Annotated in this window: 16 protein-coding genes; 12 read left to right on the forward strand and 4 right to left on the reverse strand. The window is 73.5% G+C overall.

The features are described from left to right. The first annotated feature begins 38 nt into the window (after positions 1-38). The gene (locus PH190_RS25730) at positions 39-1244 is read left to right on the forward strand and encodes an MFS transporter (RefSeq protein WP_274234389.1); all 1206 of its coding nucleotides are present in this window, start codon (positions 39-41) and stop codon (positions 1242-1244) included. Positions 1245-1441: 197 nt separating this feature from the next. Here the strand turns inward: PH190_RS25730 and PH190_RS25735 are convergent, their stop codons facing one another. Beyond that, positions 1442-2578, reverse strand: a complete 1137-nt coding sequence (locus PH190_RS25735) for an MFS transporter (RefSeq protein ID WP_274234390.1) — start codon at positions 2576-2578, stop codon at positions 1442-1444. Continuing rightward, positions 2575-3453: a PAC2 family protein gene (locus tag PH190_RS25740; protein WP_274234446.1), complete on the reverse strand. Its 879-nt coding sequence runs from the start codon at positions 3451-3453 to the stop codon at positions 2575-2577. Before PH190_RS25740 ends, PH190_RS25735 begins: the two co-directional genes overlap by 4 nt. A 128-nt stretch (positions 3454-3581) precedes the next feature. Between PH190_RS25740 and metH the strand changes: the two genes are divergently transcribed. From metH to hisG, 4 genes are all read left to right on the forward strand, one after another. Next, positions 3582-7127: a methionine synthase gene (gene metH / locus PH190_RS25745; protein ID WP_274234391.1), complete on the forward strand. Its 3546-nt coding sequence runs from the start codon at positions 3582-3584 to the stop codon at positions 7125-7127. Positions 7128-7132: 5 nt separating this feature from the next. Continuing rightward, positions 7133-7834, forward strand: coding sequence for an HAD family hydrolase (locus PH190_RS25750; RefSeq protein ID WP_274234392.1), 702 nt, complete (start codon positions 7133-7135; stop codon positions 7832-7834). An 81-nt stretch (positions 7835-7915) separates the two neighbouring features. Beyond that, positions 7916-8179 (forward strand): phosphoribosyl-ATP diphosphatase, encoded by a 264-nt coding sequence (locus tag PH190_RS25755; RefSeq protein WP_274234393.1) that lies wholly within the window; start codon positions 7916-7918, stop codon positions 8177-8179. A 35-nt stretch (positions 8180-8214) separates the two neighbouring features. After that, the gene (hisG, locus tag PH190_RS25760) at positions 8215-9111 is read left to right on the forward strand and encodes an ATP phosphoribosyltransferase (protein ID WP_274234394.1); all 897 of its coding nucleotides are present in this window, start codon (positions 8215-8217) and stop codon (positions 9109-9111) included. Positions 9112-9135: 24 nt separating this feature from the next. Here hisG and PH190_RS25765 read toward each other — a convergent pair whose 3' ends face one another. Together PH190_RS25765 and PH190_RS25770 are read right to left on the reverse strand one after the other, a co-directional pair. Then, entirely contained in the window at positions 9136-9948 is an 813-nt protein-coding gene (locus tag PH190_RS25765; RefSeq protein WP_420791711.1) for a thioesterase family protein, read from the reverse strand. Then, a complete protein-coding gene (locus tag PH190_RS25770) occupies positions 9945-10898 on the reverse strand; it encodes a RecB family exonuclease (RefSeq protein WP_274234395.1) in 954 nt (317 codons plus the stop codon). The genes PH190_RS25765 and PH190_RS25770 overlap by 4 nt, the downstream gene beginning before the upstream one ends. 446 nt (positions 10899-11344) lie before the next feature. Here PH190_RS25770 and PH190_RS25775 point away from each other — a divergent pair, with 446 nt between their 5' ends. The 7 genes from PH190_RS25775 (at position 11345) to prcB (ending at position 19642) form a co-directional block, all read left to right on the forward strand. Then, positions 11345-12367 carry a tRNA (adenine-N1)-methyltransferase gene (locus tag PH190_RS25775; RefSeq protein ID WP_274234396.1) on the forward strand — a complete coding sequence of 341 codons (1023 nt, stop codon included), beginning with the start codon at positions 11345-11347 and terminating at the stop codon, positions 12365-12367. Positions 12368-12524: 157 nt separating this feature from the next. Further along, positions 12525-14330 carry a proteasome ATPase gene (arc, locus tag PH190_RS25780; protein ID WP_337993855.1) on the forward strand — a complete coding sequence of 602 codons (1806 nt, stop codon included), beginning with the start codon at positions 12525-12527 and terminating at the stop codon, positions 14328-14330. A gap of 37 nt (positions 14331-14367) precedes the next feature. Then, positions 14368-15603, forward strand: a complete 1236-nt coding sequence (locus tag PH190_RS25785; protein WP_274234398.1) for an esterase/lipase family protein — start codon at positions 14368-14370, stop codon at positions 15601-15603. Further along, positions 15600-16823 (forward strand): multidrug effflux MFS transporter, encoded by a 1224-nt coding sequence (locus PH190_RS25790; protein ID WP_274234399.1) that lies wholly within the window; start codon positions 15600-15602, stop codon positions 16821-16823. Before PH190_RS25785 ends, PH190_RS25790 begins: the two co-directional genes overlap by 4 nt. A 10-nt stretch (positions 16824-16833) precedes the next feature. Next, positions 16834-18351: a depupylase/deamidase Dop gene (dop, locus tag PH190_RS25795; RefSeq protein WP_274234400.1), complete on the forward strand. Its 1518-nt coding sequence runs from the start codon at positions 16834-16836 to the stop codon at positions 18349-18351. 85 nt (positions 18352-18436) lie between these two features. Beyond that, a complete protein-coding gene (locus PH190_RS25800; RefSeq protein WP_116710823.1) occupies positions 18437-18631 on the forward strand; it encodes a ubiquitin-like protein Pup in 195 nt (64 codons plus the stop codon). A gap of 165 nt (positions 18632-18796) precedes the next feature. Beyond that, a complete protein-coding gene (gene prcB / locus PH190_RS25805) occupies positions 18797-19642 on the forward strand; it encodes a proteasome subunit beta (RefSeq protein WP_274234401.1) in 846 nt (281 codons plus the stop codon). Positions 19643-19672: the final 30 nt, after the last annotated feature.

Consider the following 19672-nt stretch of genomic DNA (forward strand, 5'->3'; position numbering starts at 1 on the left):
CACCCCGCGAAGGCCCGGCATCCGGCAGGGTGCGGGGCATGGCGGACCTGCGGACCTCGACGCGGCGGGGCGCACTCGCCCCGGCCTGGGCGCTGTGGACCGTCGTCTTCGTCGTCGCCTTCGGCACGAACGTCCCGACGCCGCTGCTGCTGGTCTACCGCGACACGCTCGGGCTCGCCCCGACCACGCTGACCGCCGCCTTCGGCGTGTACGCCGCGGGCCTCATCCCGGCGCTCCTGCTCTCCGGCCCGGCATCGGACCGCCTCGGGCGCCGGCCGGTCGTGGTGCCGTTCGTCGTGCTCGCCGGCCTGGTCTCCGTGCTCTTCCTCGCCGCCGGCTCGTCGGTGCTCGTGCTCTTCCTCGGCCGGTTCCTGCAGGGCGCGGTGTCCGGGGTGGTGTTCAGCGTCGGTACCGCCTGGCTGGGGGAGCTGGTCGGCGAGCCCGGGCGCTCGGCCCGCCTGACGACGATCGCGCTCGCGATGGGATGGGCCCTCGGGCCGCTGGTCGCGGGGCTGATGGGGCAGTGGGTGGTGCTGCCGACCGTGCTGCCCTACCTCGTGCACGTCGCGCTGATGGTCGGCGCCGTCGCGCTCCTGCCGGGCATCCCGGAGACGCTGACACCCGACCGCCGGCGGGCGAGCGGGTCCGTCGTCAACCTCGGCGTCCCGCCGGGGACGCGGTGGGCGTTCGCGCTGGTCGTGGTGCCGATCGCGATCGGGGTGTTCGCGTTCCCCTCGACGGCGGTCACGGTGCTGCCGCTGCTGCTGACCCAGCAGATGTCCGGCGTGGCGGTGGCCGTGGCGGGGATCGTCGCCGGCGTCACGCTCTCCACCGGCGCGCTGGTGCCCCCGCTGCAGCGCCGCCTCGGCGCCGCCTGGTCGGGGCCGGTGGGGCTCGGGCTCGGTGCCCTGGGGCTCGGGCTCGCCCTGCTGTCGCTGGTGCTGTCGGCCTGGCCGCTGCTGCTGCCCGTCGCCCTGCTGCTCGGCGCGGGCTACGGGCTGTGCCTGGCCTCGGGGCTCGCGATCGTCGCCCGCCTGGCCGTGCCGAGCGAGCGGGGCGCCCTGACCGGCACCTTCTACGCCTGCGCCTACCTCGGCTTCGGGGTGCCGTACCTGCTCTCGGCCCTCGCCGGCCTCACGGCCAGCGGCAGCCTCGCCGGCCCGCTCGCGGGGCTGGGCGTCGCCTCCGCCGTCGTCGCCGCACTCCTGGCCCTGCCCGCCGCCCGGCGCCTCGGCGCCCGCTGACCGCGCGCCGGCGACGGGGGAGCGAGGGTCACCTCGGCTGCCTGCCACGCAGCGAGGGCGTCCCTCGCTCCCACCACGCGCGCCGGCGACGGGGGAGCGAGGGTCACCTCGGCTGCCTCCCACGCAGCGAGGGCGTCCCTCGCTGCCACCACGCGCGCCACCACGCGCGCGCCCCACGACGCGAGCGCGCGAGCGACTCAGCGCCGCGGCACGAGCACCGCGGCCCCGACGCGCAGCGCGCCCGCGAGGCCGACGGCCGCGACGGGGGAGAGGTGGTAGGGCCCGAGGAAGATCGCCGGCGCGGCGGCGGCCCCGAGGAACCGCCCCGCCTGGACCACCGACACCCCGCCGGCCGTCCCCCCGCGCAGCACGAGGGTGTTGACGCCGACCAGCACGCACTGGGCCGCGACGCCGGCGGCCGCCCACACGGCGCCGATCGCCACCACCGACGGCAGCAGCCCCACCGCGGCCACGAGCACCGCGCCCCCGACGGCGCCGGCGCGCACGAGCACCCCGGGCCCCAGGCGGTCGACGCCGCCGCCGACCACGCGCGCGGTCAGCAGCCCGGCGATCCCGAACCCCGTCAGCAGCGCCCCGCGCAGCCCGGCGCCCACGGCGAACGCGTCCTCGACCCGCAGCGCCACGAGGAACGCCAGCCCGCCCAGCGCCCCCCACGCGAGCCCCGCGACCAGGCCGAGCCGCAGCACCGACGGCCGCCAGGCGTCGCGCAGCCGCGGGCGCTGCTCGGTCGTGTCCGCCGCGTCGGCGGGCAGTCCGGCCGCCGCGAGCAGGGCCGCGACGACGGCGACGCCCACGAACGCGCCCCGCCAGTCGACCTCCGCGGCGAGCCCGCCCACCAGCGGCGCGAACGTCATCCCGGCCGCCTGCAGCGAGCCCATCACCCCGAGCGCGCGCCCGAGCCGTTCCGGCGGGGTCGCCGCCGCCAGCGCCGCGAGCAGCAGCGGTGTGGTGAACGCGTTGGCCGCGCCCTGCAGCGCCCGCGCGCCGAGGAAGAGCCAGCCGCTGCCGGCCACGGCCGCGAGCAGCGACACCACGACGTAGGCGACGTAGGCGATCCGCACCGTCCGGGGCGCGCCCCAGCGCTGACCGAGCGTCCCGGACACGAGCATGAGCAGGGCGAACGGCAGCAGGTAGGCCGTCAGCGACGCGGACGCCGCCGCGGGGGAGAGGCCGAGGTCCGCGCCGAGCTCGGGCAGCATCGACGCGGTGATCCCGCCGCCGAACGGGCCGAGGAAGCCCCCGGCGTAGAGGGCCGCGACCCGCAGGCGGTCGAGCGCGGGGCGAGGTGGTGCCGCGGGGGAGGGGCCGGTCACCGCTCCCAGGGACCCTTGCCGGGACCGGGCGGACCGCCCGCCGTGCCCCCGGGACCACCCTGGCCGCTGCTGCCCGGCCCGCGCCTCCGCAGGTAGCGCTCGAAGTCGGCGGCGATCTCCTCGCCCGAGGCCTCCTCGAGGTCGGTCTCGGCGTCGCCGGCCTCCTCGAGGGCCTTGACGTACTCGCGCACCTCGTCGTCCTCGTCGGCCATCTCCGAGACCGTGCGCTCCCACTTCTCGGCCTGCTCGGGCAGCGCACCCAGCGGCACCTCGACGTCGAGGACCTCCTCGACGCGCTGGAGCAGGGCGATCGTGGCCTTCGGCGCGGGCGGCTGCGAGACGTAGTGCGGCACCGCGGCCCAGAACGAGATGGCGGGGATGCCGGCCTGCACGCAGGCGTCGTTGAGGACACCGGTGATGCCGGTCGGGCCCTGGTAGCGCGAGCTCGAGAGCCCGTAGCGGGCCGCGGAGGCCTTGTCGAACGACGAGCCGGTCACCGGGACCGGACGGGTGTGCGGGGTGTCGGCGAGCAGGGCGCCGAGCGTGATGACGGTGGTGACACCGAGCTCCTCGGCCTTCGCGACGATCTCGGCGACGAACGAGCGCCACCGCATGTTCGGCTCGATGCCTCGCACGAGCACCAGGTCACGCTCGGATCCGGGTGGGCGGCAGAGGGTGAACCGGGTGGTCGGCCAGTCGATGGCGCGGCTGATGCCGTCGACCAGGCGCACGGTCGGGCGCGAGACCTGGAAGTCGTAGTAGTCCTCGGGGTCGATCGCGCCCAGCTCGGTGGCGTCCCAGTTCAGGGCGAGGTGCTCGACCGCGGTGGAGGCGGCGTCACCCGCGTCGTTCCAGCCCTCGAACGCGCACAGCATGACCGGGTCCGACAGTTCACGAGCAGGGATCCCGGGGTCGTCGGAGACTGACACCGGCCCAGCTTACGTGTCGTGACGAGGCTCGCAGTGGAGCCGGACCTGCTCGGCGATCACGTTACGATCGCGTGATGACTACTTCGGGTGAGTCTGCCTTCCTGTCCGCTCTGCACTCCCGGGTCCTCATCGGCGATGGTGCCATGGGGACCGCACTGCAGGACCAGGACCTCTCACTCGACGATTTCCAGCAGCTCGAGGGCTGCAACGAGATCCTCAACGTCTCCCGTCCCGACGCCGTGCTCGCGGTCCACCAGGGCCACCTCGAGGCCGGCGCCGACGTGATCGAGACGAACACCTTCGGCACGAACTGGCCGAACCTCAACGAGTACGACATCCCCGAGCGCATCCGCGAGCTCGCCCTCGAGGGCACCAAGATCGCGCGCCGGGCGGCCGACGAGTACGCGACGCCCGACCGTCCGCGCTTCGTCTTCGGCTCCAACGGCCCCGGTACGAAGCTCCCGACGCTCGGTCACGCGCCCTTCGCGCAACTGCGCGACGCCTACGTCGAGTCGGTCCTGGGCCAGCTCGAGGGCGGCGCCGACGCGATCCTCGTCGAGACCTGCCAGGACCTGCTGCAGTCCAAGGCCGCGATCCTCGGCGCGTACCGGGCCATGGACCAGTACGGCAAGCGCGTCCCGGTGATCTGCCACGTCACCGTCGAGCTCACCGGCACGATGCTCGTCGGCTCGGAGATCACCGCCGCGTTGACGGCCCTCGAGCCGCTCGGCATCGACGGCATCGGCCTGAACTGCGCCACCGGCCCGGCCGAGATGAGCGAGCACCTGCGCGCCCTCTCGCGGCAGTCGCGCATCCCCGTCAGCGTCATGCCCAACGCCGGCCTGCCCGAGCTCGGCCCGAACGGCCCCGAGTACCCCCTGCAGCCCGACGAGCTCGCCGACTACTGCGCCTCGTTCATCACCGACTACGGGCTCCAGCTCGTCGGCGGCTGCTGCGGCACCACCAACGACCACGTGCGCGCGCTCGCCGAGAAGTGCCGCGACCTCACGCCCACCGAGCGCAACCCGCAGCCGGAGCCGGGCATCTCGTCGATGTACCACTCGGTGCCGTTCCGCCAGGACACGGGCCTGCTGATGATCGGCGAGCGCTCCAACGCGAACGGCTCGAAGGCGTTCCGCGAGGCGATGGTCGCGGACGACTACGAGAAGTGCGTCGAGATCGCCAAGGCGCAGACCCGCGAGGGCGCGCACTGGATGGACCTCTGCATCGACTACGTCGGGCGTGACGGCGTCGCGGACATGGACCGCCTCGCCCACGACGTGTCGACGGCGTCGACGCTGCCGGTGGTGCTCGACTCCACCGAGCCCGAGGTGCTGCAGGCCGGGCTCGAGCAGCTCGGCGGCCGTTCGGCGATCAACTCGGTGAACTACGAGGACGGCGACGGCCCGGACTCGCGGTTCCAGAAGATCATGCGCCTCGTCCGCGAGCACGGCGCCGCCGTCGTCGGCCTGTGCATCGACGAGGAGGGCCAGGCCCGCACGGCGGAGTGGAAGACCCGCGTGGCCTTCCGCCTCATCGAGGACCTGACCGAGAACTGGGGCATGCGGGTCGAGGACATCATCATCGACTGCCTGACCTTCCCGATCTCCACCGGCCAGGAGGAGGTCCGCAAGGACGGCATCGAGACGATCAACGCGATCAAGCAGCTCAAGGAGCGCTACCCCGAGGTCCAGACGACGCTCGGCCTGTCGAACATCTCGTTCGGCCTCAACCCGGCCGCGCGCCAGGTGCTCAACTCGGTGTTCCTCAACGAGTGCACCGAGGCCGGCCTCGACACCGCGATCCTCAACGCCTCCAAGATCCTGCCGTTCTCGCAGATCGACGAGGAGCAGCGCCAGGCCGCGCTCGACCTCGTCTACGACCGCCGCGAGCAGCACGACCCGCTGCAGCACTTCATGAACCTCTTCGAGGGCGTGTCGGCGCAGTCGGCCAAGGACGAGCGGGCCGAGAAGCTCGCCGCGATGCCGCTGTTCGAGCGCCTCGCGCAGCGGATCATCGACGGCGACCGCAACGGCCTCGAGGAGGACCTCGACGCCGGCATGCAGGAGAAGGACCCGCTCGAGATCATCAACACCGACCTGCTCGGCGGCATGAAGGTCGTCGGCGAGCTCTTCGGCGCGGGCAAGATGCAGCTGCCGTTCGTGCTCGCCTCGGCCGAGGTGATGAAGGCGGCCGTCGCGCACCTCGAGCCGCACATGGAGTCCACCGAGAACTCCGGCAAGGGCAAGATCCTGCTGGCGACGGTCAAGGGCGACGTCCACGACATCGGCAAGAACCTCGTCGACATCATCCTGTCCAACAACGGCTACGACGTCGTGAACATCGGCATCAAGCAGCCGATCAACGCGATCATCGAGGCCGCGGACGAGAACAAGGTCGACGCGATCGGGATGTCCGGGCTGCTGGTCAAGTCGACGGTGGTCATGAAGGACAACCTGCAGGAGATGAACGACCGCGGGATCGCCGAGAAGTACCCGGTGCTGCTCGGCGGCGCGGCCCTGACCCGCTCCTACGTCGAGAACGACCTCGGCGAGCTCTACCAGGGCGACGTCCGGTACGCGAAGGACGCGTTCGAGGGCCTGCGGCTCATGGACTCGGTGATGACCGGGGAGGGCCCCTCCGAGGAGGAGAAGGCCAAGATGGCCGAGCGCAAGGAGCGCCGCGAGCGCTCCGAGCGCATCAAGGCCAAGCGCGAGGCCGAGGCCGGCGAGGAGAACCCCGCGTTCGACCCCGACGCCGTCTCGGACGTCGCGCGCCGCATCGAGGTCCCGACGCCGCCGTTCTGGGGCACCCGGGTCGTCCGCGGCCTGCGCCTCGCTGACTTCGCGGCGATGCTCGACGAGCGCGCCACCTTCTTCGGGCAGTGGGGCCTGCGCGGCCAGAAGGGCGACGAGGGCCCCTCGTACGAGGAGCTCGTCGAGACCGAGGGCCGCCCGCGCCTGCGCTACTGGCTCGACCGGCTGCAGGCCGAGGGCATCACGAGCCACGCCGCGCTGGTCACCGGCTACTTCCCGGTGATCTCCGAGGGCCAGGAGGTCGTCGTGCTCGACGAGGCCAAGCCCGACGCCGGCGAGCTGCACCGCTTCGCGTTCCCGCGGCAGAAGCGCGACCGGCGCCTGTGCCTGGCCGACTTCTTCCGCACCCGCGACGAGGCCCGCGAGCTCGGCGGCGTCGACGTCATGCCGATGAACCTCGTGACCATGGGCCAGCCGATCGCGGACTTCGCGAACACGCTGTTCGCCGAGAACTCCTACCGCGACTACCTCGAGGTGCACGGCCTGGGCGTGCAGCTCACCGAGGCGCTGGCGGAGTTCTGGCACCGCCGGGTGCGCGAGGAGCTGACGTTCGCCGACGGCTCGACGATGGCCGACCAGGACCCGGCCGACGTCAACGAGTACTTCAAGCTCGGCTACCGCGGCGCCCGCTTCTCGCTGGGCTACGGCGCCTGCCCGAACGTCGAGGACCGGGCGAAGATCGTCGACCTCCTCCAGCCGGGGCGGATCGGCGTCGAGCTCTCCGATGAGGACCAGCTGCACCCCGAGCAGTCGACCGACGCGTTCGTGGTGCACCACCCGGAGGCCAAGTACTTCAATGCCTGATCTCCGTGCCTGATCTGGCTGCCGTCCTGTGGGACATGGACGGCACGCTGGTCGACTCCGAGTGGCTGTGGGACGTGTCCCTGGCCGACCTCGCCGCGCACCTCGGCGGCGAGCTCTCGGTCGAGCTGCGCGAGGACCTCGTCGGGTCGTCGCTGCCGCGCTCGGTGTCGGCCGTGCGCGCCGCGGCGGGGCTCGACCCCGACGACCCGGACGGCGTCGCGGCCGACGGCCGGTGGCTGCTCGAGCGCACCAAGCGGCTCTTCGCCGTAGACCTCCCGTGGCGTCCCGGGGCCCGGGAGGCCCTCGTCGCGGTGCGCGCGGCGGGGCTGCCGACCGCGCTCGTCACGAGCACCTACCGCGAGCTGACCGACGTCGCGCTCGACACCATCGGGCGGCAGTTCTTCGACGTCACCGTGTGCGGCGACGAGGTGTCGGCGACCAAGCCGGACCCCGCGCCGTACCTGCGGGCCGCGGAGCTGCTCGGCGTCGCGCCCCACGCGTGCGTCGCCGTGGAGGATTCGCCGACCGGCACGCGCTCCGCGGTGGCCGCGGGCGCGACCGTCGTGGTGGTCCCTTCGGAGGTCTCGGTTCCGCCGGGGGAGCGACGGCTGCTGCGCCCGGACCTCGTCGGGCTGTCCGTCGACGAGCTGCGCGAGGCGTTGCTGATCGGGAGCGACGACCACCGGTCGCGAGCCGGCGCGCGGTGAGCGCACGGTGACCGTCCGGCGCACCCCGGATGGGGCCGGCAGTGTGCGACCGGTTCCGTCCCCGTGCGACGATGGCTCGACGTGAAGACGTTCGAGGAGCTCTTCGACGAGCTCGAGGTCAAGGCGCGGGACCGACCGGCCGGATCCGGGACCGTGGCCGCTCTGGATGCCGGGGTGCACGCCCAGGGCAAGAAGGTGCTCGAGGAGGCCGGCGAGGTGTGGATCGCGGCCGAGTACGAGACCGACGAGAAGCTGGCCGAGGAGATCTCCCAGCTGCTCTACCGCGTCCAGGTCATCATGCTCGGCCGCGGGCTCACGCTCGCCGAGGTCTACAAGCACCTGTAGTCGACACCACGGGGGTGTCGGGAGGAGAAGGACCCATGCTCCGCGTCGCCGTTCCCAACAAGGGATCCCTGTCGGAGGAGGCGTCGACGATGCTGCGCGACGCCGGTTACCGGCAACGGACGGACAGCCGCGACCTGAGCCTGCACGACGAGGCGAACGGGGTCACGTTCTTCTACCTGCGGCCGAAGGACATCGCGACCTACGTCTCCGAGGGCCAGCTGCACCTCGGCATCACGGGCCACGACCTGACCGAGGAGTCCAGCGCCTCGGTCAACCAGCTGCTCCGTCTCGGGTTCGGGCACTCGAAGTTCCGCTACGCCGCGCCCGCGCGCAACGAGTGGACGGTCCAGGACCTCGCCGGCAAGCGGATCGCGACGTCGTACCCGCGTCTCGTCCGGGCCAACCTGGCCCAGCAGCGCATCGCGGCGAAGGACGTCATCCGCCTCGACGGGGCGGTCGAGATCTCGATCGAGCTGCAGGTGGCGGACGCCATCGCCGACGTCGTCAGCTCGGGGCGCACGCTCGCCCAGCACGGGCTGGTGACCATCGGGGACCCGATCACCGAGTCCGAGGCGGTGATCATCGACCGCAACGCCAAGTTCGACCAGGTGCCCGACTCGCCGGAGACCGAGCGCTCGAAGTCGCGCTTCGTCGAGCGCCTGCGCGGCGTCGTCTACGCCCGCCGCTACGTCATGCTCGACTACGACTGCCCCCGTGACCTGCAGGACCGCGCCGTCGAACTGACGCCGGGCATCGAGTCGCCGACCGTCGCGCCGCTGTCGAACGAGAAGTTCGTCGCGGTCCGCTCCATGGTCGAGCGCAAGCGGGTCAACGACATCATGGACGAGCTCGCCGACCTGGGCGCCACGGGCATCGTCACCTCGTCGCTGCAGTCGTGCCGCGCCATCGGCGCGGGCAACGGGAACCGCTGACCCTCGCCCCGACGGTCCGACCCCTCAGCGAGGGCGGACCGTCAGCGCCTGCGCGGCGCGGCCGACCGGGCCGTGCTCGTCGTGCAGCACCGAGAACGCCGTGCCGAGCCCCTCGGGGCCGATGACGCTGTCGGCGTCGAGCCCGATCCACTCGCCGCGCGGGGCGCGGTGGACGTGGAGCGTCAGGTCGGTGTTGACGAACAGCCAGTCGTTGAGGTCGAGGCGCGCGGCCGCGCCGTTGGTGGAGTCGGCGATCGAGGCGAGCCGCTGCCACGGCGTCGGCTCCTCGCCTTCGACGACCGGCACCCGCAGCCGGCCCCACGCCCGCCCCGGCCCGGACTCGCCGAGGTGGCCCTCCAGCCAGCGCCAGTCGATGGCGTCGAGGTAGCCGGGCAGCCAGCCCGCCGGGCTCGGGATCGCGCGGCCCTCCTCGGGACCGGGCATCGACGGGCCGGGCGCGGTGGCCGCCGCCGCGGTGTCGGTGACCGCCAGGCGCCAGCCCGCCGCCCGCGCGACCGCCCGGCCGGCGGCGGCGAGCTCGGCGACGACGAGCTCGATGGTGCGCCCGGCCCGCTCGACGCGCGCGGAGACGGTGAGCTCGCCCATCGGCACCCGCCCGAGGACCTCGACGGTCAGGCGCGAGAGCAGCATCTCCTCGCGCGGCGCGCACTGCTCCAGCGCGCGCACCAGCAGCGCGCTCGGCGGTCCCATGTGCTGGCCGTCGGGGAACCAGGGGCCGGCGGTGGAGCCGGTGGCGAGCACCCGCTGCGTGCCCGGCGGGTCGTCCGCGACGGGCGGCAGCAGGCGGAAGAAGGGCTCGGTCACGAGCGCGGTCACGGGGCGTCTCCCACGGGCTGTCCGGAGGGTGTGGCGGAGCGGGGGCGGGGCACGGGCAGGGGGGCCGGGGTGGTGGGTGCCGCCGGCGACGTGGCCGTCGCCGGTGTACCCACGGACGTGTCTCCGGGCCAGCCCGGATAGGGCGGGGGCGTGCCGCCGTGTGCGGGGCAGCGGTCGCGGAACGGGCACCAGGTGCAGCCGGGGCCGGGGTTCGGGCGGAAGTCGCCGGTGGGCGCGGCCCTCGTGATCGCGGCCCAGACCGCGGCGAGCACGCGGGCGAAGCGGTCGAGCTCGTCGGCGGTGGGCCGCAGGGTCAGCGTGGTGGTGTCGGCGAGGTGGAGCAGCCGCAGCGTCGGCACCACGCCCCGGGTCCGCGCGAGCAGCAGCGCGTAGAAGCGGACACCGAACAGCGTCCGCCCCTCGGCGTGCACCGACGGCGCGGGCCCGGACTTGTAGTCGACGACGGTGAGCCCGCCCGGCCCGGTGTCGAGCCGGTCGAGGTAGCCGCGCAGCGGGGAGCCGTCGGCGAGCTCCGCCTCGACGCGCAGCTCGCGGGCCTCGGAGGTGACGGTGCGCGGGTCCTCGAGGGCGAAGTAGCGGGCGAGCAGCCCGTCGACGCCCGGCTCCTCGCCGAGGAGCGCCCGCTCCGTGGGGTCGAGGGCGTCGAGCACCGCGACGGCGAGGTCCCGCGCGGTTCCCAGCCGGCGGGCCTCGGGCTCGAGGGCGTGGAGGCGCTCGAGCACCGTGTGCACCACCGTGCCCCGCAGCGCCCCGGGCGACGGCGTCTCGGGCAGCCGGTCGACCGCGCGGAAGCGGTAGAGCAGCGCGCAGCGCCGGAAGTCGACGGCCCGGGACGGCGAGAGCGCGGCCGGGCGCGGCGGGGCCCCGACCTCCGCCCCGACCTCCGCCCCGATCACCGCCCCGGCCTGCGTCGCCGTCTCCGTGCCCACGAGCGTGAGGCTAGATCACGGCACCGACAGCCCCGGGCGGTTCGGCGAGGTCCGAGCGCGAGGGGCACGCTGCGCATGATCGAGAGGCTGGCGGACCTGCCGACCGTGCCCCTCGCCGCGACAGCTCTCCAGAACGATCTCTCCAGAGTGTCGCCACGGTCGTCGCGCCGACAGCAGCCGCGACACCCTCGCGAGATCGACATGGAGAGCGTCGGGGGAGCGCGCCAGCCTCGGCGCACCGCGAGGGGCACGTTGCGCATGATCGACAGGCTCGCGGGCCTGCGGACCGTGCCCCTCGCCGCGGCACCTCTCCAGGACGATCTCTCCGGAGTGCCGCCAGCGCGTCGCCGCGCCGGACGACAGCCACGACACCCTCGCGAGATCGAGAGGGAGAGCGTCGACCCACGCCCCCGTCGGCAGGGGGCCGGTGCCTAGGGTGACTCGCCGTGCAGAGCGAGGAGGCCCGGGCCGACGAGGCGGTCGCCGCCGAGGGCGCGGACGCCGCGGACGTCGTGACGGCCTCGGACGCCGTAGACGTGGTCACGACCCCGGACGACGCGACCCCGGACGACCCGACCCCGGACGACGCGGCCCCTGAGGACGCGACCCCGGACGCCGGGGAGGTCGAGGAGCGCGGGCCCGTCCGCAGCGGCCCGTTCCGGCCCGGCGACCGGGTGCAGCTCACCGACCCGAAGGGCCGGCACTTCAGCCTCGTGCTCGAGCGCGGGCAGAGCTACCACACGCACCGGGGCGCGATCGCCCACGACAAGCTGATCGGCGCCCCCGAGGGCAGCGTCGTCCACTCCGCCGCGAACACCCCGTACCTCGCCCTGCGGCCCCTGCTGCCCGACTACGTGCTGGCCATGCCCCGCGGCGCGCAGGTGATCTACCCGAAGGACGCCGCACAGATCGTCATGTGGGGCGACGTGTTCCCCGGCGCGCGGGTGCTCGAGGCCGGCGCCGGGTCGGGCGCGCTCACGTGCAGCCTGCTGCGGGCGGTCGGGCCGGGCGGGCACGTGCGCTCCTACGAGATCCGCGCCGACCACGCCGAGCACGCCGAGAAGAACGTCGAGCGCTTCTTCGGCGAGCACCCGGAAAACTGGGATCTGCGGGTCGGGGACCTCGCCGACCACGACCCCGGGGAGACCGCCGACCGGATCGTGCTCGACATGGTCGCGCCCTGGGAGGTGCTGCCGGTCGTGCGCGACACGCTGGTCCCGGGCGGGGTGCTGGTGGGCTACGTGGCGACGACGACGCAGCTCTCGACGCTCAGCGAGGCCCTGCGCGAGCAGGCGTGCTGGACCGAGCCGCAGGCCTGGGAGGCGATCGTGCGCCCGTGGCACAGCGTCGGTCTGGCGGTGCGCCCCGAGCACCGGATGATCGCCCACACGGCCTTCCTGGTGACCGCCCGGCGACTCGCGGACGGCGTCACGCCGCCCCGCGTCCAGCGCCGACCGAGCAGGGGCTGACGCTGCGTGAACACCAGGGCCCTGAGGTGCAGGAGGAATCACCCTCGGTGACGTGATGCAAGGGCGGCTCGTGAGAACTCCGTCACCGGGACGCTACTCCACGGACACCTCGATTCGCGGGTACGGTTCTGGTCACGGAGTAGCGGAGGAGGGCGCCGTGACGACTGACGACGACCCCAGGGGCCGATCCGACCAGGGCCGGGACCGCGGACACGACCGTGGCTCGGCGGACATGGCAGCACAGGTGCGCTTCCTCGAGGACGAGGTCGCGCTGTTGCGTCGCAAGCTGACCGAATCCCCGCGGCACGCGCGCATCCTGGAGCAGCGGCTGGGCGAGGCGCAGCAGCGCGTCGCGCAGCTGACGGAGCGGAACGACAAGCTCACGGAGACCCTCAAGGAGGCCCGGGCGCAGCTCGTGGCCCTCCGCGAGGAGGTCGACCGGCTCGCGCAGCCGCCGTCGAGCTACGGCACGTTCCTCGAGGCGCACGACGACTCCACGGTCGACGTGTTCACCTCCGGACGCCGCATGCGCGTGGCGGTGTCGCCCGCGGTGGAGATCGCCGACCTGACCCGCGGGCAGTCCCTGCGGCTCAACGAGGCGCTCACCGTCGTCGAGGCGGGCTCCTACGAGCGCATCGGCGAGGTGGTCGCGCTGCGCGAGGTCCTCACCGAGGAGGACGGCACGCGCAACCGCGCCCTGATCATCGGGAACGCCGACGAGGAGCGGATCGTCCACCTGGCCGACTCGCTGCTCGACGCGGACGCGCCCGAGCTCAAGGCCGGCGACTCGCTCATGGTAGACACCCGCGTCGGCTACGCGTACGAGAAGGTCCCGAAGGCCGAGGTCGAGGAGCTGGTCCTCGAGGAGGTCCCCGACGTCGCCTACACCGACATCGGCGGGCTCTCGCGGCAGATCGACTCCATCCGCGACGCGGTGGAGCTGCCGTTCCTGCACGCGGACCTGTTCCGGACCTACCAGCTGCGCCCGCCGAAGGGCGTGCTCCTCTACGGGCCGCCCGGGTGCGGGAAGACGCTCATCGCCAAGGCGGTGGCGAACTCGCTGGCGAAGAAGGTCGCCGAGACCCGCGGCGAGGACAGCCGCGACGTCAAGGCGCACTTCCTCAACATCAAGGGCCCGGAGCTGCTCAACAAGTTCGTCGGCGAGACCGAGCGGCACATCCGGATGATCTTCCAGCGGGCGCGCGAGAAGGCGTCCGAGGGCACGCCGGTGATCGTGTTCTTCGACGAGATGGACTCGATCTTCCGGACCCGTGGTTCGGGTGTCTCGAGCGACGTCGAGACGACCATCGTCCCGCAGCTGCTGAGCGAGATCGACGGCGTCGAGGGGCTCGAGAACGTCATCGTCATCGGCGCCTCGAACCGCGAGGACATGATCGACCCCGCGATCCTGCGGCCGGGCCGGCTCGACGTGAAGATCAAGATCGAGCGTCCCGACGCCGAGGCGGCGCAGGACATCTTCTCGAAGTACCTGATCGACGGGCTGCCGCTGCACGAGGACGACATCGACGAGTTCGGCGGCAACCGGGCGGCGTGCCTCGAGGGCATGATCGAGCGGGTCGTCGAGCGGATGTACGCCGAGACCGACGAGAACCGGTTCCTCGAGGTCACCTACGCCAACGGGGACAAGGAGGTCCTGTACTTCAAGGACTTCAACTCCGGCGCGGTCATCGAGAACATCGTCGGGCGCGCGAAGAAGTCGGCGATCAAGTCCGAGCTGGAGAGCTCGCAGCCGGGCCTGCGCGTGCAGCACCTGCTGGACGCCGTCGTCGACGAGTTCGCCGAGTCCGAGGACCTGCCGAACACCACCAACCCGGACGACTGGGCCCGGATCTCGGGCAAGAAGGGCGAGCGGATCGTCTACATCCGCACGCTGGTCACCGGCAAGGGTGCGACGCAGGGCAAGGAGATCGACACCGCGTCGAACACCGGCCAGTACCTCTGACCGGGCCGGTACCTGTGACAGTGGGTACCGTGTAGGCATGAGCGACGAGTCACCCTGGCCGTCCCGCCCGGACCGCAACGAGGTCCGCGGGGCGGCCGGTGTGGCGTCGGAGGCCGTCGACATCATCTCGCGGCCGGTGCAGGGCACCCACGAGGCGATCTCCGGCACCGTGTTCGGCGTGCTGCGCCGCGTCGGGCTCGGGCCGGCGTCGAGGCCCGTGCAGGTGGTGCACGACGGCATCAGCACCGGCGTCTACGCGGCCGTCCGCGGCATCTCCCACCTCGCGGGGCGGGGGATCGGCGCCGCGGCCGCCCTGGCCCGTCCCGGCGACTGGCGTCCCGTCACCGGCACGCCCACGGGCGCGGTGCTCACCGGGGCCGTCAACGGGCTGGTCGGCGACCACATGGTGGCCCTCGACAACGACCTCGCCGTCCCGATGACGCTGTACACGGCGACGGTCGCCGACGACGACCCGCACGCCGAGCTGCCCGGCGACCCCGAGGCCCTGCGCGCCGTGGTCGCCGACCACCCCGAGCGCGATCTCACCCGCCTCGTGCTCTTCGTCCACGGCCTCGGTGAGACCGAGCACGCCTGGCGCCTCTACGGCGAGGCGAGCGCGGGGGAGGGCTACGCCGAGCGGGCCGCATCGGCGACCGGCGCGACGCCGCTGCTCCTGCGCTACAACACGGGGCTGCCCATCGCCGACAACGGCGCGGCGCTGTCCCTGCTGCTCACCGACCTGTGGCGGCGCTGGCCCGAGGAGGTCGCGCGCCTCGACCTCGTCGGGCACTCGATGGGCGGGCTCGTGCTGCGCCACGCGTGCCACCACGCCGTGCAGACGGGCCAGCCGTGGGTCGGCGCCGTCCGCCGGATGATCTACCTCGGCTCGCCGCACCGCGGGGCGCCGCTGGCCCACCGCGTCGACCAGATCGCCACCCAGCTCTCGCGGTGGTCGCGCTCGCGCACGTGGGGGGAGTTCCTGGACCGGCGCTCGGCGGGCATCCGCGACCTCGTCGCCGGGGTGTCGGACACCGAGGTGCCGCTGCTCGCCCACGCCTCGCACCACGCCGTGGCCGCCTGCGTCACGAGCTCGGCGCACCACCCGCTGGCCAACGCGCTGGGCGACCTGCTCGTGCCCGTGGACTCCGCCGGCGGCGCCGTGGCCGACGTCGAGCCGCTGACGTCGTCGCACCACTTCCACCTGCTCAACGACCCGGACGTGCACGAGCACCTCATGCGGTGGCTGACGGCGGAGGACGAGCCGGCCTCGTGAGCGGGCCCGCACCCGGGCACCGCGCGCGCCTCGTCGTCCTCGGCGCGCTCACCGCCGCCGCCCCGCTGAGCCTCGACACCTACCTCCCGGCGCTGCCGGCGCTCACCGCCGACCTCGCGACGACGCCGTCGGTCGCCCAGCTCTCGCTGACCTCCTGCCTCGTCGGCCTGGCGCTGGGGCAGCTGGTCGCGGGCCCGCTGTCCGACGTGCTGGGCCGGCGGCGCCCGATGCTGCTCGGCGCGGCGGGGTTCGCGATCGCCTCGGTCCTCTGCGCGGTGGCGCCGAGCGTCGAGGTGCTCGTCGGGTTGCGGCTGGCGCAGGGGCTGCTCGGCGCCGTGGGGATCGTGGTGGCGCGGGCGGTGGTCCGCGACACCAGCGACGCGACGACCTCCGCGCGCTCGTTCGCGACGTTGATGCTGGTCTCGGGCGTGGCGCCGATCGTCGCGCCGGTGCTCGGCGGGCAGCTGCTGCGGGTGACGAGCTGGCGCGGGGTCTTCGTGGTCCTCGCGGTGTACGGCGTGCTGACCGGGGTCGCGGTGCTCGCGCTCGTGCGGGAGTCGCTGCCGCGCGCACGGCGCCGGGCGGGCAGCGCGGCCGCGACGATCGCCTCGTTCCGGGTGCTGCTGGGCGACCGGCGGGTGGTGGCGTGCGTGCTGGCCGCGGGGTTGACGTTCTCGGCGATGTTCGCCTACATCTCGGGCTCCACGTTCGTGCTCCAGGACCTCTACGGGCTCTCGCCGCAGGGCTTCTCGGGGGTGTTCGCGGCGAACTCGGTGGCGATCGTGACGTCGGTGCAGGTCGCGGGCCGGCTCGCGGGCTCGGGGCGGGTGCGCCCGGAGCGCCTGCTCGTCGTCGGGCTCGGGGTCGCCGTGGTCGGCACCGGGGTGCTGCTCGTCTCCGCCCTCGTCGGCGCCGGGCTCGCCGGCATCCTCACGGGGCTCGTCGTCACCGTCGTCGGGGTCGGGCTCGTCCTGCCCAGCGCCACGACCCTGACCCTCGCCGACCACCCCGAGCACGCCGGCAGCGCCTCGGCCCTGCTCGGGACCGCGCAGTTCCTCGTCGGGGCCGGCACGGCGCCGCTGGTGGGCCTCGCGGGCGGGCGCACGGCGGTGCCGATGGCGGCGACCATGGCGGGCGCGGTGGTGCTCGCCGCCGTGGTCTTCGGCATCCTCTGGCGGGGCGCCCGCCCGGAGCGGGCCGCGGACGCCGAGCACGCATAAGGTCGGGGGCATGACGGCGCGGCGCATCATGGGCACCGAGATCGAGTACGGCATCTCCGTCCCCGGCGACCCGGCGGCGAACCCGGTGATCACGTCCACCCAGATCGTGCTGGCCTACGCCGCGGCCGCCGACGTCCCGCGCGCCCGCCGCGCCCGCTGGGACTACGAGGTCGAGTCGCCGCTGCGCGACGCCCGGGGCTTCGACCTCGGCCCGAGCGCCGGTCCGCCGCCCGACGCCGGCGACCTCGACGACCTGGGCGCCGCCAACGTCATCCTCACCAACGGCGCGCGGCTCTACGTCGACCACGCGCACCCGGAGTTCTCGGCGCCCGAGGTCACCACCCCGCGCGACGCCGTGATCTGGGACAAGGCGGGGGAGCGGGTGATGGAGGACGCCGCCGAGCGGGCCGCCACCGTCCCCGGCACGCCGCGCATCCAGCTCTACAAGAACAACATCGACAACAAGGGTGCGAGCTACGGCTCCCACGAGAACTACCTCTGCGCCCGCCAGACCCCGTTCCCGACGATCATCACGGGCCTGACGCCGTTCTTCGCGTCGCGCCAGGTCGTGGTCGGGGCGGGCCGCGTCGGGCTCGGGCCCTCGGGCGACGAGCCGGGCTTCCAGCTCTCGCAGCGCGCCGACTACATCGAGGTCGAGGTCGGGCTGGAGACCACGCTCAAGCGCGGCATCATCAACACCCGCGACGAGCCGCACGCCGACGCCGACAAGTACCGGCGCCTGCACGTCATCATCGGTGACGCGACGCTCGCGGAGTACTCGACGTTCCTCAAGGTCGGCACCACCGCGCTGGTGCTCTCGATGATCGAGGCCGGCGTCCGCTTCGACGACCTGCGCCTGCTCGAGCCGGTGCGCTCGGTGCACCGCATCAGCCACGACCCGACGCTCAAGACGCTGGTCGACCTCTCCGACGGCCGGAAGATGACCGCGCTCGACATCCAGCGCTCCTACCTCGAGCGCGCCTGGAAGCACGAGGAGACCACGGGCGACGGCGAGATCGACCCGATGACCCGCGAGGTGCTCGACACCTGGCAGGAGGTCCTCGACGACCTCGACACCGACCCGCTGCGCTGCGCCGACCGCCTCGACTGGGTCGCCAAGCTCAACCTGCTGCAGAGCTACCAGCAGCGCGACAACCTGCCCTGGGACTCGCCGAAGCTGCACCTCATCGACCTGCAGTACGCCGACGTGCGGCAGGCCAAGGGGCTCTACAACCGGCTGGTGACCCGCGGGTCGATCAAGCGCCTGGTCACCGAGGAGGAGGTCCGCGCGGCGGTGACGAAGCCGCCGGAGGACACCCGCGCCTACTTCCGCGGCCGCTGCCTCGAGCGCTACCCGGCCGAGGTGGCCGCGGCCTCGTGGGACTCGGTGATCTTCGACCTGGGACGCGAGTCGCTCGTCCGGATCCCCACCCTCGAGCCCCTGCGCGGTACCCGCGGGCACGTCGGGGAGCTCATCGACAACTCCGCCGACGCCACCGCGCTCGTGGAGGCGCTGACACGGGGATAGCCGTGGGGATCGCCGCGGGACACGGGCGGACCGCCCGGACGATCGGTAGTGTTCACGGCGCAGTACCGAGACCCGGGAGGCAGCCATGGCGCAGGAACAGACCCAGCGGCAGGGCGGGGGCGACGACGGCGAGGGCGGCGAGGACACCACCGCCGCCGGCCAGGAGCGCCGCGAGAAGCTCGGTGAGGACGTCGACACGATCCTCGACGAGATCGACGACGTGCTCGAGGAGAACGCCGAGGACTTCGTCCGCGCGTACGTCCAGAAGGGCGGCCAGTAACCTCTCGGTCGGAGGTTCGTCCTCCGTTCGGCCCATTCTCGTCCCGCCGCCCCCGCGGCCCGGTCCGCCGGGCCCGGGGGCGGCGCTCCATCTCCCACCCGGCCACCGCCCGGCCACCCACCCGGACACCGATCCCCGACCCGACTGCTCAGGAGCGCCCCACCGATGGAGCCCTCGTCGGCCCTGCCCCCGGCCTACTTCCACGCGGGGACGGCCTCGTTCGTCGACTTCCTGCGCGAGGTCCGGCCCGACCTGCTGCCCGGGTCGAACGCGCGGCCGGTGACGGCCGAGCAGGCCGGCCCGTCCGGGACCGGCACCGCCGCGCACGGCACGACGATCGTGGCCGCGACGTTCTCCGGCGGCGTCGCCATCGCCGGTGACCGGCGCGCGACGATGGGCAACCTCATCTCCTCGCGCGACATGCAGAAGGTGTTCGTCACCGACGACTGGACGGCGGCGGGCATCGCGGGCACCGCGGGGATGGCCGTCGAGGCCGTGCGCCTGTTCACCGTCGAGCTGCAGCACTACGAGAAGCTCGAGGGCGTCCCGCTCACCTTCGACGGCAAGGCGAACAAGCTCGCCGGCATGGTGCGGGGCAACCTCGGCGCCGCGATGCAGGGCCTGTCGTTCGTCCCGCTGTTCGTCGGCTTCGACGTCGATGCCGCCGACCCGGCCCGCGCCGGCCGGATCATCTCCTACGACGTCGTCGGCACCCGCAGCGAGGAGACCCACTACGCCGGGGTCGGCTCCGGCTCGCTGTTCGCCAAGTCGGCGCTGAAGAAGCGCCACGACCCGCAGGGCTCGCGCGACGACGTCGTGCGCACGCTCGTCGAGGCGCTCTACGACGCCGCCGACGACGACTCCGCCACCGGCGGTCCCGACACCATCCGCGGCATCAACCCGGTGGTCGTGACGATCGACGCCGAGGGCGCGACGATGCTCACCGACGACGAGGTCGGCACGGTCGCCGACGCCGTCGTCGCCGGGCGCCGCGAGCGCCCCGGCGGCTGATCCGGCCGGCCCACCCGAGACCCACCCCAC

Origin of the sequence: Actinomycetospora straminea, assembly GCF_028737255.1 — a bacterium.
Lineage (GTDB): Bacteria > Actinomycetota > Actinomycetes > Mycobacteriales > Pseudonocardiaceae > Actinomycetospora > Actinomycetospora straminea.